At 71.5% G+C, this 14,764-nt stretch carries 11 protein-coding genes and 1 pseudogene; 5 read left to right on the top strand and 7 right to left on the bottom strand.

The window, feature by feature from the left end:
• The first annotated feature begins 119 nt into the window (after positions 1–119).
• Together MCHUDSM44219_RS24120 and MCHUDSM44219_RS24115 are read left to right on the top strand one after the other, a co-directional pair.
• Positions 120–2,354 (top strand): acyl-CoA dehydrogenase family protein, encoded by a 2,235-nt coding sequence (locus tag MCHUDSM44219_RS24120; protein ID WP_048420806.1) that lies wholly within the window; start codon positions 120–122, stop codon positions 2,352–2,354.
• A gap of 104 nt (positions 2,355–2,458) precedes the next feature.
• The gene (locus tag MCHUDSM44219_RS24115) at positions 2,459–3,301 is read left to right on the top strand and encodes an alpha/beta hydrolase (protein WP_048420857.1); all 843 of its coding nucleotides are present in this window, start codon (positions 2,459–2,461) and stop codon (positions 3,299–3,301) included.
• 7 nt (positions 3,302–3,308) lie between these two features.
• Here MCHUDSM44219_RS24115 and MCHUDSM44219_RS24110 read toward each other — a convergent pair whose 3' ends face one another.
• The 3 genes from MCHUDSM44219_RS24110 to MCHUDSM44219_RS24100 are packed head-to-tail and all read right to left on the bottom strand — an operon-like array spanning position 3,309 to position 6,734.
• Positions 3,309–4,610 carry an amidohydrolase family protein gene (locus MCHUDSM44219_RS24110; RefSeq protein WP_048420805.1) on the bottom strand — a complete coding sequence of 434 codons (1,302 nt, stop codon included), beginning with the start codon at positions 4,608–4,610 and terminating at the stop codon, positions 3,309–3,311.
• The gene (locus MCHUDSM44219_RS24105) at positions 4,604–5,716 is read right to left on the bottom strand and encodes a CoA transferase (protein ID WP_048420804.1); all 1,113 of its coding nucleotides are present in this window, start codon (positions 5,714–5,716) and stop codon (positions 4,604–4,606) included. The genes MCHUDSM44219_RS24110 and MCHUDSM44219_RS24105 overlap by 7 nt, the downstream gene beginning before the upstream one ends.
• Positions 5,717–5,732: 16 nt before the next feature.
• Positions 5,733–6,734 carry a MaoC family dehydratase gene (locus tag MCHUDSM44219_RS24100; protein ID WP_048420803.1) on the bottom strand — a complete coding sequence of 334 codons (1,002 nt, stop codon included), beginning with the start codon at positions 6,732–6,734 and terminating at the stop codon, positions 5,733–5,735.
• 48 nt (positions 6,735–6,782) lie between these two features.
• Here MCHUDSM44219_RS24100 and MCHUDSM44219_RS24095 point away from each other — a divergent pair, with 48 nt between their 5' ends.
• From MCHUDSM44219_RS24095 to MCHUDSM44219_RS24085, 3 genes are all read left to right on the top strand, one after another.
• Positions 6,783–7,943, top strand: coding sequence for an acyl-CoA dehydrogenase family protein (locus MCHUDSM44219_RS24095; RefSeq protein ID WP_048420802.1), 1,161 nt, complete (start codon positions 6,783–6,785; stop codon positions 7,941–7,943).
• Between the two features lies 1 nt (position 7,944).
• Entirely contained in the window at positions 7,945–8,673 is a 729-nt protein-coding gene (locus MCHUDSM44219_RS24090) for a GntR family transcriptional regulator (RefSeq protein WP_048420801.1), read from the top strand.
• Positions 8,674–8,743: 70 nt separating this feature from the next.
• On the top strand, positions 8,744–9,472 hold the full coding sequence (locus MCHUDSM44219_RS24085; protein ID WP_048420800.1) for an SDR family oxidoreductase: 729 nt from the start codon (positions 8,744–8,746) through the stop codon (positions 9,470–9,472).
• Here MCHUDSM44219_RS24085 and MCHUDSM44219_RS24080 read toward each other — a convergent pair.
• The 4 genes and pseudogenes from MCHUDSM44219_RS24080 to MCHUDSM44219_RS30085 all read right to left on the bottom strand — a co-directional run.
• On the bottom strand, positions 9,447–10,346 hold the full coding sequence (locus MCHUDSM44219_RS24080) for an enoyl-CoA hydratase/isomerase family protein (protein ID WP_048420799.1): 900 nt from the start codon (positions 10,344–10,346) through the stop codon (positions 9,447–9,449). The genes MCHUDSM44219_RS24085 and MCHUDSM44219_RS24080 overlap by 26 nt on opposite strands.
• Positions 10,343–11,863 (bottom strand): fatty-acid--CoA ligase FadD4, encoded by a 1,521-nt coding sequence (gene fadD4 / locus MCHUDSM44219_RS24075; protein WP_048420798.1) that lies wholly within the window; start codon positions 11,861–11,863, stop codon positions 10,343–10,345. The genes MCHUDSM44219_RS24080 and fadD4 overlap by 4 nt, the downstream gene beginning before the upstream one ends.
• 152 nt (positions 11,864–12,015) lie before the next feature.
• Positions 12,016–13,845, bottom strand: a complete 1,830-nt coding sequence (locus tag MCHUDSM44219_RS24070) for a phosphoenolpyruvate carboxykinase (GTP) (protein WP_048420797.1) — start codon at positions 13,843–13,845, stop codon at positions 12,016–12,018.
• 196 nt (positions 13,846–14,041) lie between these two features.
• A pseudogene (locus tag MCHUDSM44219_RS30085) lies at positions 14,042–14,764 on the bottom strand (hypothetical protein); the annotation flags it as partial.

The raw sequence follows: 14,764 nt of genomic DNA, 5'->3' as shown, positions 1-14,764 counted from the left end.
GGACATTCTCAGCAACGTTGTCTACTGTTTTCCCGCCGTGGCCCAATTGTGACGTGGGCCACAGCCCGGCTGAGCGGCGAAACCGCAGGTTAGGTTCTTCTCGACAAGTGTCAACTGGCATGTCAACCGGCAGGGAGGCCGACACCGTGAGCACCACCGTCAGCGCGTCTGCACTCGCCATCACCGAGGACCACCAGGCCCTCGCCGACGCCGTCGCCGGCCAACTCAACCGGCTGCACGCCCTGTCGCAGGCCCGCGCGGCGCTCGACGGCGAGTCCCGCCACCCGGCCGACATCTGGTCAGCGGCAACCGATCTCGGGTGGCAGGGACTGGCCGTCGCCGAAGAGCACGGCGGGTCGGGCTTCGGACTCGCGGAACTCGCCGTGGTGGTGGAGTGCCTGGGCCGTCAGCTGTGTCCCGGGCCGTTCCTGCCGACCGTGGCGGCGGCGGTGACGATCGACCGGTGCGCACCGGATTCGGTTCGGGCAGAACTACTTCCGGGGCTGAGCTCGGGCGCGACGGTGGCCGCCCTCGGGATCACCGGCAGCGTGACGGTGGGCGCCGACGGGACGGTCAGCGGGGAGAGCCCGGTGGTGCTGGGCGCCCCGGACGCCGACCTGCTGGTGCTGGTGGCCGGGGACGACGTCGTGGTGCTCGACGCGGGTGCCGTGACGGTCACCGCGCTGGAGTCGCTCGACCCGACCCGCAGCATCGGGTCGGTGGTGGTGCAGGACGCCGCCGTGCCCGCCGAGCGGGTGCTGCGCGGCGCGGCCCGCGAAGCGCGCACGGTGTTCCGGATCCTGGCGTCGGCCGAGGCCGTGGGTGTCGCCTGGGCGGCGCTGGACATGGCCGTGGCGTATGCGAAGGTGCGCGAGCAGTTCGGCCGCACGATCGGCACCTTCCAGGCCGTCAAGCACCACGCCGCCAACATGCTGGTTGCCGCGGAGGTGGCGACCGCGGCCACCTGGGACGCGGCCCGCGCCGACGACCTGGCCAGCGCCGACTTCCCCGCGGCGGTGGCCGCGGCACTGGCGATCCGCGCGCAGATCCTCAACACGCAGAACAACATTCAGCTGCACGGCGGTATCGGCTACACGTGGGAGCACGACGCCCACCTGTTCCTGCGCCGCGCCCGCACGCTGGCCGCGCTGATGGCCGACGGCACCGACCCGCTGCTCGACGTGGTGGCGGGCCAGCGCGAGGGCCGGGCCCGGGCGGCGACGTTCACGCTGCCGCCCGAGGCCGAGGGATACCGCAGCCAGGCCCGCGAGGCCGCCGCGGCGGTGCGGGCGCTGCCCGCCGCACAGCAGCGCGACGCCCTCGTCGACTCCGGCTACCTGGTGCCGCACTGGCCCGCGCCGTGGGGCCGGGGCGCCGACGTGCTCGAACAGCTGGTGATCGAAGAGGAGTTCGGCCCGGCGGGCAGGAGCGAAGCGACCGGGGAATCGACAGGTATCAAGCGGCCCGATATGGGCATCACGGGGTGGGTGGCGCTGACCATCGCCCAGGCCGGCACCGAGGAGCAGCGGCAGCGATGGGTCGAGCCGGTGCTGCGCGGCCAGGTGATGTGGTGCCAGCTGTTCTCCGAGCCGGGTGCGGGCTCCGACGCCGCGGCCGTGCGCACGTCGGCCACCCGGGTCGACGGTGGCTGGCTGGTCAGCGGGCAGAAGGTGTGGACGAGCCTGGCCCATCTGTGCCAATGGGGCCTGGCGACCGTGCGCACCGATCCCGACGCCCCCAAGCACGCCGGTGTCACGATGATGGCGATCGACATGACATCGCCTGGGGTGAAGGTCAATCCGCTGCGCGGCATCACCGGCGACGCACACTTCAACGAGGTGTTCTTCGACGACGTCTTCGTGCCCGACTCCGACGTCGTCGGCGACGTCAACAAGGGGTGGCTGGTGGCGCGGGCGACGCTGGGCAACGAGCGGATCTCCATCGGCGGCGGATCCGGTGCGTTGACTGGCATCACCGCCGACGACCTGGTGGCGCTGCTGGACAGCTCACCGCAGAGCGCGGCCCACCATGTGTTGCGTGCCGGGGAGGTGATCGCCGAGACCCACACCCTGCGTCTGCTCAACCTGCGCCGCGCCACCCGCGCCATCGCCGGCGCGGAACCGGGACCCGAGGGCAACGTCACCAAGCTGCTGGTCGCCGAGTCCGGACAGCGGCTCACCGAGCTGGCCTTCGACCTGGCCGGCACCGCCGCCGTCGTCGAGCAGACCGTGGCACTGACCCGCAGCTACCTCGGCAATCGCGCGATGACCATCGCCGGCGGCACGTCGGAGATCACCCGCAACACGATCGCCGAACGCATCCTGGGGCTGCCCCGGGATCCGCTGCTGCGTTAGCTGCGCATACTGAACGGGTGCCCCGCACCACATCCCCCACGAAGACGAGCTCCCCGGAGTTCCACCCCGAGTTGCGCCGCAGTGCCCGCCTCCTGCCCAAGCAGATGATCACGCCCGTCACGCTGCCGTTCGTGCGGGCGGCGTCACGGTTGATGTGGCGCGGTCAGCCGGACGGCGTGGAGGTGCTTACGCTGGCGTCCGGCGTCGGCGTCCGGCTGCACCGTCCCCCCGGGGTCGCCACGCCCGGGCCCGCGCTGCTGTGGATCCACGGCGGCGGTTACGTCATCGGCGACGCCGCCCAGGACGACGTGCTGTGCCGCCGCTTCGCCCGCGAGCTCGGTGCGACGGTGGTGGCGGTGAATTACCGCCTGGCGCCCGAACATCCTTATCCGGTGCCGGTCGAGGACTGCTATGCCGCGCTGTCCTGGCTCGCGGAGCTGCCGTCCGTCGACCCGGACCGTGTCGCGATCGGCGGGGCCAGCGCCGGCGGGGGCCTGGCCGCTGCGCTCGCGCTCCTCGTCCGGGATCGCGGCCGGATTCCCTTGGCCGCACAGCTTCTCGTCTATCCGATGCTCGACGACAGGACCGTCGAACGCACCGGCCTGGACAACCCGGGACACCGGCTGTGGAACCAGTCGAGCAACCGCTACGGCTGGCGGGCCTACCTGGGTGACGCCGACCGCGACGTGGCCGTCCCGGCCCGGCGCACCGATCTGGCCGGCCTGCCGCCGGCCTGGGTCGGCGTCGGCACGCTCGACCTGTTCCACGACGAGGACGTGGCGTACGCGCAGCGACTCCGGGAGGCCGGGGTGCCGTGCGAGGTGATGGTCGTCGAGGGCGCGTTCCACGGATTCGACGGCATCGCTCCCAAAGCCCCTGTGTCGCAGAGGTTCTTCGACAGCCAGTGCGCGGTTCTGCGCACCGCGTTCGCGCCGTCGGCGGTGTGAGCCGGCCTCACCGGGTGTAGACCACCTCGCCGGCCACCACCGTCGCCGCGACGTGCTCCGCGTCCAGGTCGGCCAGCACCTGCTGCGGGCTTGCCGAAAGGACGCAGAGGTCCCCGCGCGCACCGGGCTCGATGCGCCGCGGGATCGCGGGGGTCAGAGGGTCGCCGAGGAACATCGCCAGAGCCTGCGCGGCGGAGACCTTTTCGGCGGCGGTCAGCACCGCACCGGACGGGGTACGGCGCGTCACCGCGGCGCGCATCGCCGCCCACGGATCGGGGTGCCCGAACGGTGCGTCGGTCGACAGCGCGACGGGCACGCCCGCGGCACGCAGCGAGGCCACCCGCCACAGTTCGTGATGCTCGGCGGCGAGGACGTCGCGCAGGTACGCCTCGCCGCGCTCGGCGACGAAGTTCGGCTGCGTCACCACCGTGGCCCCGCACGCCGCGACCGTGGCCAGGCTGCCGTCCGGGACGACGGCGGCGTGCTCGAGCCGGTCGTCCGGGTGGCGGCCCGCCGAGTCCAGTGCCGCGAGGGCGACGACGAGTTGCGCGGCGGTGACACAGTGCAGCGCAACGGGATCACCCGCGGCATGCCGGGCGGCGATCCATCCGGTGAGCGCGTCGAGGTCGAGATCGTCGTCGTGCAGGATGCGCTTGCCCGGCGCCAGGCAGTGCACGGACTGCATCAGCTCGCCGCTCCGGTGCGCCTGCTGCAGGGCCGCGACGTCGGCGGCGCTCAGATCGGGAGTGGCGTCGGTGACACCGGTGACGCCGTAGCCGCTCAGCCGCGCGCTGAGCGGCGCCAGGCCGGGTTCGGTGCGGGCCAGCGCCGCCGTCCAGCCGGTGTCGGCGCTACGCAGCCGGCCGTCGGGATGATCGGGCAATCCGACCAGCGCCAGGGCCGCCGAGTTGAGCGTCCACAGCACGCCGCTGCGGTGCTGGATGCGCAGCGGGACATTCGGGCAGAAGCCGTCCAGCGCGGTGCGATTCAGCGGACCCGCGACGGACTCGTGGTAGCCCACCGCGCGGATCCAACCGTCGGCGCCGACGGTCGCTGCGCGCAGGACGTGTGCGAGCTGCTCCGGTCCGGTCACCTCGTCGGGACCCACCCGTACCGAGTGCAGGGCGGCCGCGGCGGCGCGCAGGTGCAGGTGGTGGTCGTGCAGGCCGGGCAGCACGGTGCCGCCGCCGGCGTCGAGGACCGTCTCCCCCCGTCGGGTCGGTAGTCCGTCGGCGACCTCGGTGATGCGGCGCCCGACGCGGATGTCGGTCCGGGTGCCGTCGAGCAGGACGCCGCTGCGGATCAGCACGCCGGGGCCAACCGGCGCGCCACCAGGTCTTCGACCAGCGCGTTGTGTTCGCCGAGCCGGGCGGCAGTACCTGTCACGGAGGGTGTTGCACTGCAGGGTATTTCGCCTTCCACCGGCAGCGCCGCGTATCGGGCGGCCACCGCGGCCATCGCGACGTCGATCACCTCACCGCCGCCGCGGGCGTGCGACTCCAGCACTGCGCGGGCGGCCTCCAGCCCCGTCAACGGGTCGGCGATGGCGTCCCCGCAGAACACCGGCGCCGCCGCGGTGCCGCCGACCAACCCCCCGGAGACCGCCGCGTCGTCGCCGAACGCCACCCAGTGCGCGCGCTCCCCGACCGCGCCGTGGCCGGTGATCTGCACCCAGATGCGGCCGTCGCGGGCCGGGACGTCGGCGGGGCCCAGGCCGCGGGTGTGCAGCGCGGCCGGCCGGGAGGACTCCAGCACGACGTCGGCGGCGGCGAGCAACCTGACCAGCCCTCCTGGCCGCGCGAAATCGACGGCGTACGAGAGCTTTCCGCTGTTCACCCAGTCGAAGAACGGTGCCGGGCCGGCGCGGGTGCCATCGGGCCGGTTCGGGCTCTCCACCTTCACCACCGTCGCCCCGGTGCGGGCGAGCAGCCGGCCGCACAGCGGACCGGCCCACATCGAGGAGAGGTCGGCCACCAGCAGATCGCGCAGCGGGTGCGGGTGCGTGCGGGCACCGACGGTGCGCACCACCGGCGACGCCGGCGCCGTTTCCCCGAGCACCCCGGCCGGCAGACCGAGCAGCCGCGCCCGCGCCGCAATCGCGTGTACCCCGGTGGCCCGGATCCGTTCCCGCACCGCGGCCCACGGGTCCGGGGTGTCGTCGGCCTCGACGAGCGCGGGCACCGCGTCGAGGTCGTCGGGGCGCGCCAGGGTCAGCGCGCACCACCCGTCCTCCGCACCCATCAGCCGGGTGGCGCCACCCGCCGACACCGTGCCCCCGCGCGGGAGATCGAGCAGCGCAGCGCGTCCGCCCAGCGCCTCATCGGCGTCGACATCGACACCGGTCGCCGCGGTCACCGTCCGCGCCGTCGCCCGCGCTTCGGCGAGCACGGCCGCGGGGAGCACCACCGGCGTCATCGGACCATTGTGGCGGTCAGAACAGCAGACCGGTGAAGACCCAGTCGAGCACGGCCCGATCAGCGCCGTCGTCGGCGACGGCGTAGACGGTCGAGCGCAGCCGCACGGTGCCGCCGCGGCCGCCGGGCAGCGGGTTCGCGGCCTCGACGGCCAGGTCGCTGTAGAGGGTGTCGCCCTCGTACACCGGCGCGGTGTGGTCGCACGAGTCCCAGCCCAGCACCGTCACCAGACCGGGCAGCACCCGGCAGGCCTGCGCGAAGGCGAGCCCGATGGTGTGACCGCCGTACACCAGCCGGCGACCGGAGCCCCGTGAATCATGATGTGCGGCAGCGATGTTGAGCGTCAGCCGGGCCAGCTCGGGGGCGCTGGTGACGACGTCGGCGGTGCTGCGCAGCACGGCGCCCGCCAGTGCCGGGTCGAACCCGGGCCCGGGGACCCGGGCGCGGAACGCGTCGGCGTCCCAGTCGGCGGTGGGATCGGGGGCGGGTCCGGCCCCGGCGCCGATCGCGGCCATGTCGTCGCTGTGCCCGGTCTCGACGCCGTCGGCGCTCAGCGGCAGCATTGCGCAGCGGTGAAAGTCGAGCACCAGCCGACCGACACCGTCGATGGTGGTCATCCGAAGCGCGGCCAGCCCGGTCGGCGGCCGGCCCGGCCGAGTCGCGTTCTGCTTGAGCCCGACCACCTCGGTGCGGGTGAACAGGGTGTCCCCGACGACCGGGAACCGGTGGAACGTCAGGCCGCGGTAGAACAGGTTGGCTCTGACCCGCTGGGTGACCACCGTCGACTGACCGATCGCCACGTCGCACACCAGCCCGGGATGTGCCAGCGGCGCGGTCGCGCCGGTGACGAGCGCTGACAGTTCGGCGTCCAGCGGCAGCCGCAGCCGGTCCCCGAGGATCGCCTGATGGGCCGCGGCCACCCCGGCGGTCAGCGTCATCGTCGGCGCCGCGTCGAAGACCTGACCGACGTGCAGATCGTCGAAGAACGGGCCTCCCGAGATTTGGCCGTACAAAGTCACAAGCGGTCATGCTGGCACTGACGCTTCGCATGTGTCAACATCGGCAGAATGGCCGTACATTTGCTCGACGACGACGAAACGATGCTGGTCGACACCGTGGCGCAGTTCGTCGACCGCGAGGTGAAACCGACCGTCCGCGACGTCGAGCACGCCAACGCCTACCCCGAGGCGTGGATCGAGCAGATGAAGCGCATCGGGATCTACGGGCTGGCCGTGCCGGAGGCCTACGGCGGCACCCCGGTGTCGACGCGCTGCTATGTGCTGGTCACCCAGGAGCTGGCCCGCGGCTGGATGAGCCTGGCCGGCGCGATGGGCGGGCACACCGTGGTCGCCAAACTGCTGGACCTGTTCGGCACCGACGAGCAGAAACAGCGCTATCTCCCGGCGATGGCGACCGGGCAGCTGCGCGCGACGATGGCGCTCACCGAACCCGGCGGCGGATCCGACCTGCAGAACATGCACACCGTCGCCCGGCCCGACGGCGACGGGTGGGTGATCAGCGGCGCCAAGACATGGATCTCCAACGCCCGCCGGTCGGGCCTGATCGCGCTGCTGTGCAAGACCGATCCGGACGCGACGCCGCGGCATGCGGGCATCTCGGTGGTGCTGGTGGAGAACCCGACGCCGGGCCTGACCGTGTCGCGCGATCTGCCCAAGCTGGGCTACAAGGGCGTCGAGTCGTGCGAGCTGGCGTTCGACGGGTGCCGGGTGCCCGGCGACGCGGTGCTGGGCGGCGTTCCCGGAAAAGGGTTCGCGCACATGATGAAAGGCCTCGAGACCGGACGCATCCAGGTGGCGGCGCGGGCGCTGGGCGTCGCGACCGCCGCGCTGGACGACGCGCTGGCCTACGCCCGCGAGCGGGAGAGCTTCGGGGTGCCCATCTGGAAGCACCAGGCGATCGGGCACTACCTGGCCGACATGGCCACCAAGCTGACCGCCGCCCGCCAGCTGACGCTGCACGCCGCCGACTGTTACGACAGCGGCGAGCGCGCCGACATGGAGGCCGGCATGGCCAAGCTGTTCGCCTCGGAGGCCGCGATGGAGATCGCGCTGAACGCGGTGCGCATCCACGGCGGCTACGGCTACTCCACCGAATACGACGTCGAGCGGTACTTCCGCGACGCGCCGCTGATGATCGTCGGCGAGGGCACCAACGAGATCCAGCGCAACGTCATCGCCGCCCAGCTGGTGGCCAGGGGCGGTTTGTGAGATGAAGGCGCCGCCGGCCTACCAGGTGCTGCGCGAACGGCTCCGTGAGGAGATCGTCGCCGGCCGGTACACCGACGGTGCGCGCCTGCCGACCGAATCGGAACTGTCGGCGCGCCATGGACTTTCGCGGCAGACCGTGCGACGGGCCTTCCAGGATCTGGTGGCCGAGGGCGTGGTCTACCGGGTGCCGGGGCGGGGCAGCTACGCCGGCGAGGGCGGCAGGCGCTACCTGCGTCGGCTCGGCTCCGTCGACGATCTGATGAGCCTGTCCGACGACACCACGATGGAGGTGCTCGACGGGCTGCGCCGGCGCGTCGACATCGACGCCGCCAGCCGCCTACGCCTCGACGACGACGTCGTGCACTCGGTGACGTTCCGGCGGCTGCACGACGGGGTCCCGTTCGGGCACACCGTCGTTCACCTTCCCCCGGCGATCGCGGCGACGGTGTCGGCGTCACCGCATCTGAGCACCGGAGCGGTGAGCACCCATACGGTGATCGGATTGCTCGAGCCGCATCTGGAAGCGCCGATCGCCGAGGCCGCCCAGACGATCACCGTCGGCATGGCCGACGCGGGGGCGGCGGCCGCGGTCGGCTGCGAGCCCGGGCATCCGATGCTGCGGGTGGACCGCCTCTACGGCGACGACGCCGGCCGTCCCGTCGAACTCGCCGTCAGCCACTTCCTGCCCGAGCAGTACACCTACCGGGTCACCCTGCGCCGCTCGGGCTGACGTCGCGGGCCGGGCAGCCTGGGTGTGGCGCACCCTGGCTGTGTCAGCCCGGAGCCGCCACGCTGGGAGCATGACCGACACCAAGATCATCATCGTCACCGGAGCCAGCAGCGGAATCGGCGAAGCCGTGGCCGAACGGCTCGCCGCCGACGGGCATCACGTCATCGCCGGGGCACGGCGGAAGGACCGGCTGGAACAGCTGGCCGAGCGGGTCGTCGGGCAGGGCGGCAGCATCGAGGTGCACGCGCTCGACGTGACCGACCGGGCGTCCGTCGCCGCGCTCGTCGACGCCGCCGTCGCCACCCACGGACGGGTGGACGTGATCGTGAACAACGCCGGCGTCATGCCGCTGTCCCGGCTCGACGCGCTGCTGGTCGACCAGTGGGACCAGATGATCGACGTCAACGTCCGCGGGCTGCTCCACGGCATCGCCGCCACGCTGCCGCACTTCCAGCGTCAAGGCTCAGGACACTTCATCACGGTGGCCTCCATCGGAGCGCACGAGGTGGTGCCGACCGGCGCGGTGTACTGCGCGACGAAGTACGCGGCGTGGGCGATCACCGAGGGCCTGCGCCTCGAACTCGACCCCTCGATCCGCGTCACGACGATCTCGCCGGGCGTGGTGGAATCCGAACTCGCGCAGACGATCACGGACACCACGGCGGCCGAGGCGATGCGCGGATACCGGGCCGACGCGATCCCGCCGGCGGCCATCGCCCGGGCGATCGCCTACGCGATCGGCGAACCGGCCGACGTGGACGTCAACGAGATGATCATCCGGCCGGCGCGGCAGCGCTGATCTGGTCGACCAGTCCCCACTGCAGCGCGGTGGCGGCGTCGACGGACCGGCCGGACAGCACCAGGTAGGCGGTGCGCCATCGGCCGATCCGGCGGGTGATGCTCACCGTGCCGCCGGCGCCGGGGATCAGACCCAGCCTCAGCTCCGGTAGCCCCAGCACCGCGTCGGGGTGGCAGCTGACCCGGCCACAGAACGCCGCCATCTCCAGCCCGCTGCCCTGCACCTGCCCGTGGACCTCGGCGCGGCAGGCCGATCCGAGCCGGGCGGTGATCTCGGCGAGCGCCAGCGCGGGGCTGTGCCGGGTGCGGGCCAGGTGCGCGCTGGCCGGGTCGGCGAGGGTGCCGAACTCGGCGAGGTCGCCGCCGCTGCAGAACGACGGACCGTTGCCGGCCAGCACCACCTCTCGGACCGACGGGTCGAGGCGGGCCACCTCGAGCGCGTCGAGCAGCGCCGCCCGCGCGTCGGTGGAGAACGCGTTGTGCCGCGCGCCGCGGTTGAACCGGATCGTCAACCGGTCGTCGACGCGGTGCGCCACAACGGGTTCGGCGATCACGGGCACGGTGGCCGGGCCGCGTTCGGTCAGCCAGCGGGCGAACTCGGCGCCCGCCTGCAGCGTCGAGTAGGCCAGCGATTCGGTGACGATGCCGGCGAACGTCGTCCCCGCCGGGTCCAGGGCACGCAGTACGTCGTCGCACACGGCCGACGCCTGCGGCCACCGCGCGACCCGGCCGGCGACCTCCGCCACCGCCGCGTCGACGGAATCGACCGTGACCGCGCGGACGTCGTCGCAGGGCTGCTCGGTCAGCGAGAACGTGGCGTCGTCGGCCGACGCGGCCTCGATCAGTTCCCCGGCGGCGACCCGGACGTGCTTCACGAGTACTTCTTTATCAGCTCCTGCTTGTAGAGCTTGCCGGTATCGGTGCGCGGCAGCTGTGCCTCGAACGACAGCGACCGCGGGCACTTGTAGTGCGCCAACCGGTCGCGCAGCCACGCGATCAACTCGTCGGCGAACTCCTCGGTGGCGTCGCGTTGGTCGACGGTCTGCACGACGGCCTTGACGCGCTGGCCCATCTCCTCGTCCGGGACGCCGAACACCGCGGCGTCCATCACCTTCGGATGGGTGACGAGCAGGTTCTCGGCCTCCTGCGGGTAGATGTTCACCCCACCGGAGATGATCATGTGGTGCCTGCGGTCGGTCAGGTAGAGGAAACCCTCCTCGTCGAGATACCCGATGTCGCCCACCGTCTTCCAGCCGCGGGCGTCGCGCGAGCTCTGCGTCTTCTCGGGATCGTTGAGGTACTCGAAGTCGTTGCCGCCCTCGAAGTAGATCTCGCCGGGATGGCCGGGCGGGAGCTCGTTGCCGTCCTCGTCGAGGATGTGCACCGCGCCGCCCATCGGTTTGCCGACCGAGCCGGGGTGGGTCAGCCAGTCCTCCGCGAAGATCAGCGTCGACCCGTGCGCCTCGGAGGACGCGTAGTACTCGTCGACGATCGGGCCCCACCAGTCGATCATCTGCTTCTTGATGTCGACGGGACACGGTGCGGCGGCGTGCATCACCCGCTGCAGGCTCGACACGTCGTAGCGGGCGCGCACCTCCTCGGGCAGCTTGAGCATCCGGGTGAACATCACCGGCACGAACTGCCCATGGGTCACCTTGTGTTTCGCGATCGCGTCCAGCGCGCCCTCGGCGTCGAACTTCTCCATCACCACGGTGGTGATGCCGCCGGCCTGGGTCTGCATCGACCACACCGACGGTGCGGTGTGGTACAGCGGGGCGGGGCTGAGGTAGACCGCGTCGGGATGCATCCAGAACGAGACCAGCGCGGCCATCAGCCCCGGGGACTCCGACGGCGGCACGTGCGGCAGCGCGCGTTTGATGCCCTTGGGGCGTCCCGTCGTTCCCGACGAATACTGCAGCAGGTCGCCCTCGATCTCGTCGTCGATCGGGGTATCGGGTTGTCCGGCAACACATTCCGGGTAGCTCTGCCACCCGTCGAGAGTTCCGTCGGCGATGATGCGCACCGGCGGCAGCCCGCCCGGCAATTCGGCCGCCAGCCCGGCGAGGGTGTCGACGAGCTTGCCGGAGCCGACGATCGCCTTCGCGCTGCTGTTGTCGATGATGTAGGCCGCCTCCGCGGCGGTCAGGTGGGTGTTGATCGGGACGTAGTACAGCCCCGACCGGCGCGCGGCCCACATCACCGCGTGCATGTGCTCGCTGTTCTCCATCAGGATCGCGACGGCGTCACCCTCGACGAGACCGGCCTCGCGGAACAGGTGCGCCAGCCGGTTGGCCCGGGCCTCGAGCTCACCGAACGTCACCACGGTGCCCGAGGGGTACATGATGATCGCGGGCTTGTCAGGGGAGGCAACGGCGGTGTCGCGGATCTGCATGGGCTGAGGATACTTCGCCCGACTTGACAGGTGTCAAGTGCCCATTGGACGTGATGCAGACCGCGGGGTTCGGTCGGCGAGCGTGCGCGAACTCCCGCTTAAGGTCGGCGTGTCGGGTGCAGACACGCACGCTCGCGGCAGAGAGAGGGGGGTTACTCCGCTTCGGCGAGGCGCGTCTTCAGCGCGTCGAACTCGTCCTTGATGCCGGTGGGCAGCTTCTCGCCGACGAACTCGAACCACTCCTCGATCAGCGGCAGCTCCTTGCGCCACTCGTCGGGCCGCACCGCCAGCGCCTCGTCGACGTCGGCGGCCGACACGTCCAGGCCCTCCAGATCGAGGTCCTGCGCGGTCGGCACGATGCCGATCGGTGTGCTCTTGCCGTCGGCCTGGTGCTCGATGCGCTCGATCGCCCACTTGAGCACGCGGCTGTTCTCACCGAAGCCCGGCCACAGGAAGCGGCCGTCGGCGCCGCGGCGGAACCAGTTGACGAAGAAGACCTTCGGCAGCTTGGTGTCGTCGGCGTTCTTGCCGATGTCGATCCAGTGCTGGAAGTAGTCGCCGACGTTGTAGCCGAGGAACGGCAGCATGGCCATCGGATCGCGGCGCACGGTGCCGACCTTGCCCTCGGCGGCGGCGGTCTGCTCGGAACCCAGCGTGGCGCCGATGAACACGCCGTGCTGCCAGTCGCGGGCCTCGGTGATCAGCGGGACGGTGGTCTTGCGGCGGCCGCCGAACAGGATCGCCGAAATCGGCACACCCTGCGGGTCGTCCCACTCCGGCGCCAGCGTCGGGCACTGCGAGATCGGGGTGCAGTACCGCGAATTCGGATGCGCCGCCTTACTTTCCGTCTCGCGCAGGATCCAGTCGTTGCCCTTCCAGTCGATCAGGTGATCGGGCTCGCCCTCCAGACCCTCCCACCACACGTCGCCGTCGTCGGTCTTGGCGACGTTGGTGAACACCGTGTTGCCCCCCGCGATGGTCTTCATCGCGTTCGGGTTGCTGCTCCAGTTGGTCCCCGGCGCGACGCCGAAGAAGCCGAACTCGGGGTTGGTGGCGTAGAGCCGGCCATCCTTGCCGAACCGCATCCACGCGATGTCATCACCGACGGTCTCGGCGCGCCAGCCCGGAATCGTGGGCTGCAGCATCGCGAGATTGGTCTTGCCGCACGCCGACGGGAACGCTGCGGCGATGAAGTAGGCCTTGTTCTCCGGGGAGATCAGCTTGAGGATCAGCATGTGCTCGGCGAGCCAACCCTCGTCGTGGGCCATCGCCGACGCGATGCGCAGCGAGTAGCACTTCTTGCCCAGCAGAGCGTTGCCGCCGTACCCCGACCCGTAGCTCCAGATCTCGCGGGTCTCGGGGAAGTGGGTGATGTACTTCGTGTCGTTGCAGGGCCACGGCACGTCCTGCTGGCCCGGCTCCAGCGGCGCACCGATCGAATGCAGCGCCTTGACGAAGAAACCGTCGTCGCCCATCTTCTCCAGCGCGGCCGACCCCATCCGGGTCATCGTGCGCATCGACACCACGACGTACTCGGAATCGGTGATCTCCACGCCGAGCTTCGGGTCCTCCGCGTCCAGCGGGCCCATGCAGAACGGGACCACCCACAGCGTGCGGCCGCGCATGCTGCCCCGGTACAGGTCGGTCATCAGCGCACGCATCTCGGCGGGGTCCATCCAGTTGTTGGTGGGCCCGGCGTCGATCTCACGCTCGCTGCAGATGAAGGTGCGCGACTCGACGCGCGCGACGTCGGAAGGGTCCGACAGCGCCAGGTACGAGTTCGGCTGCTTCTGCGGGTTCAGCTTCTGGAAGGTGCCGGCCTCGACCAGCTGGGCGCAGAGCCGCTCGTACTCCTCCTCGGACCCGTCGGCCCACGCCACACGGTCGGGCTGTGTCAGCTCGGCGACCTCGCGCACCCAGGCGAGCAGGCCCTCGTGCTTGGTCGGTGCGGAATCCAATCCCGGAATGGTCGCTGCGGTCATGCTGTGTTGTCTCCTGCACTGTTCCTGCGCGTGGTCTTCAGCGGACGCAGGCGCCGGAACCGACCATGATCTGGTCTTCACAGGCAGCTGCCGCCCCTCCTGAACATTGAGGTTAACGCGGGTGACATACCCGCGGAAATCCAGGACTATGTCCGTTCACTCACAGGAACGATTCAGAACAGGCCGACCGGGAGGGCTACCGATCGGTAACCGCGAAATCCGTCGCGGAGGGGTCGAACGACCGGCGCCGCTCCGGGTATCGCCGCAGCTCGGCCTCCATGTGCGCCAGCCGCCGATCGACGGCGACGACGCGGGCCGTCTCGACGGCCAGCAGCCGCGCCGAGACCCGGTCCTCCACCTCGGTCCGCAGCATCGCCACAGCGTCGGCGACCCAGCGTTCCATCAGCGCGCGGTCGTGCAGCAGGGCCCGCGCCCGCACCACCCAGACGGTGACGGCCAGACCAGCCAGCACGGCGGCCACGGTGCCGCCGACCGCCAGCACCCCGGCGAGCGGCGCCGCCACCCGGGCCATCACGACGGCCACCCCGAACCCGAACCCCACTCCGAGCACCACCATCAGTTGGGTCTCCAGCCGTCGCGCCCGACGCGGCGGCGCGGGCGCGATGATCGCCCGCTCGGGCGGCGACGGCACCGGTGATGCCGTCAGCTCGCCCACGCGGGCGTCGATCTCGTCGTTGACCTCGTCCAGGGTGTCCGCGCAGTGCTGCCGCACCCGGTCCTCGACAGCGGGCCGCGTGCGCCGTGTCATCGCGGCCACCTCGGCGAGCAGGTCGGCCCGCACGGCCGCGCAACGCTGCCGCGCGGAGTGCGTCAGCTCCAGCCGGATGCGCTGCAGCCGGTGCCGCCACTGCGCGTGGCCGGTCCGCGTCGACCGGTGGGCCCGCAGCACGTCGGCGCG

The sequence above is a fragment of the Mycolicibacterium chubuense genome, from assembly GCF_001044255.1.
GTDB lineage: Bacteria > Actinomycetota > Actinomycetes > Mycobacteriales > Mycobacteriaceae > Mycobacterium > Mycobacterium chubuense.
The sequence above is the reverse complement of the archived record's forward strand: the minus strand, read 5'-3'. Positions and strand labels throughout refer to the sequence as shown.

Coding starts and splice junctions, on each gene's coding strand:
- MCHUDSM44219_RS24120 (WP_048420806.1), top strand. CDS start 120: ATGTCAACCGGCAGGGAGGCCGACACCGTGAGCACCACCGTCAGCGCG.
- MCHUDSM44219_RS24115 (WP_048420857.1), top strand. CDS start 2,459: ATGATCACGCCCGTCACGCTGCCGTTCGTGCGGGCGGCGTCACGGTTG.
- MCHUDSM44219_RS24105 (WP_048420804.1), bottom strand. CDS start 5,716: ATGACGCCGGTGGTGCTCCCCGCGGCCGTGCTCGCCGAAGCGCGGGCG.
- MCHUDSM44219_RS24095 (WP_048420802.1), top strand. CDS start 6,783: ATGGCCGTACATTTGCTCGACGACGACGAAACGATGCTGGTCGACACC.
- MCHUDSM44219_RS24090 (WP_048420801.1), top strand. CDS start 7,945: ATGAAGGCGCCGCCGGCCTACCAGGTGCTGCGCGAACGGCTCCGTGAG.
- MCHUDSM44219_RS24085 (WP_048420800.1), top strand. CDS start 8,744: ATGACCGACACCAAGATCATCATCGTCACCGGAGCCAGCAGCGGAATC.
- fadD4 (WP_048420798.1), bottom strand. CDS start 11,863: ATGCAGATCCGCGACACCGCCGTTGCCTCCCCTGACAAGCCCGCGATC.
- MCHUDSM44219_RS24070 (WP_048420797.1), bottom strand. CDS start 13,845: ATGACCGCAGCGACCATTCCGGGATTGGATTCCGCACCGACCAAGCAC.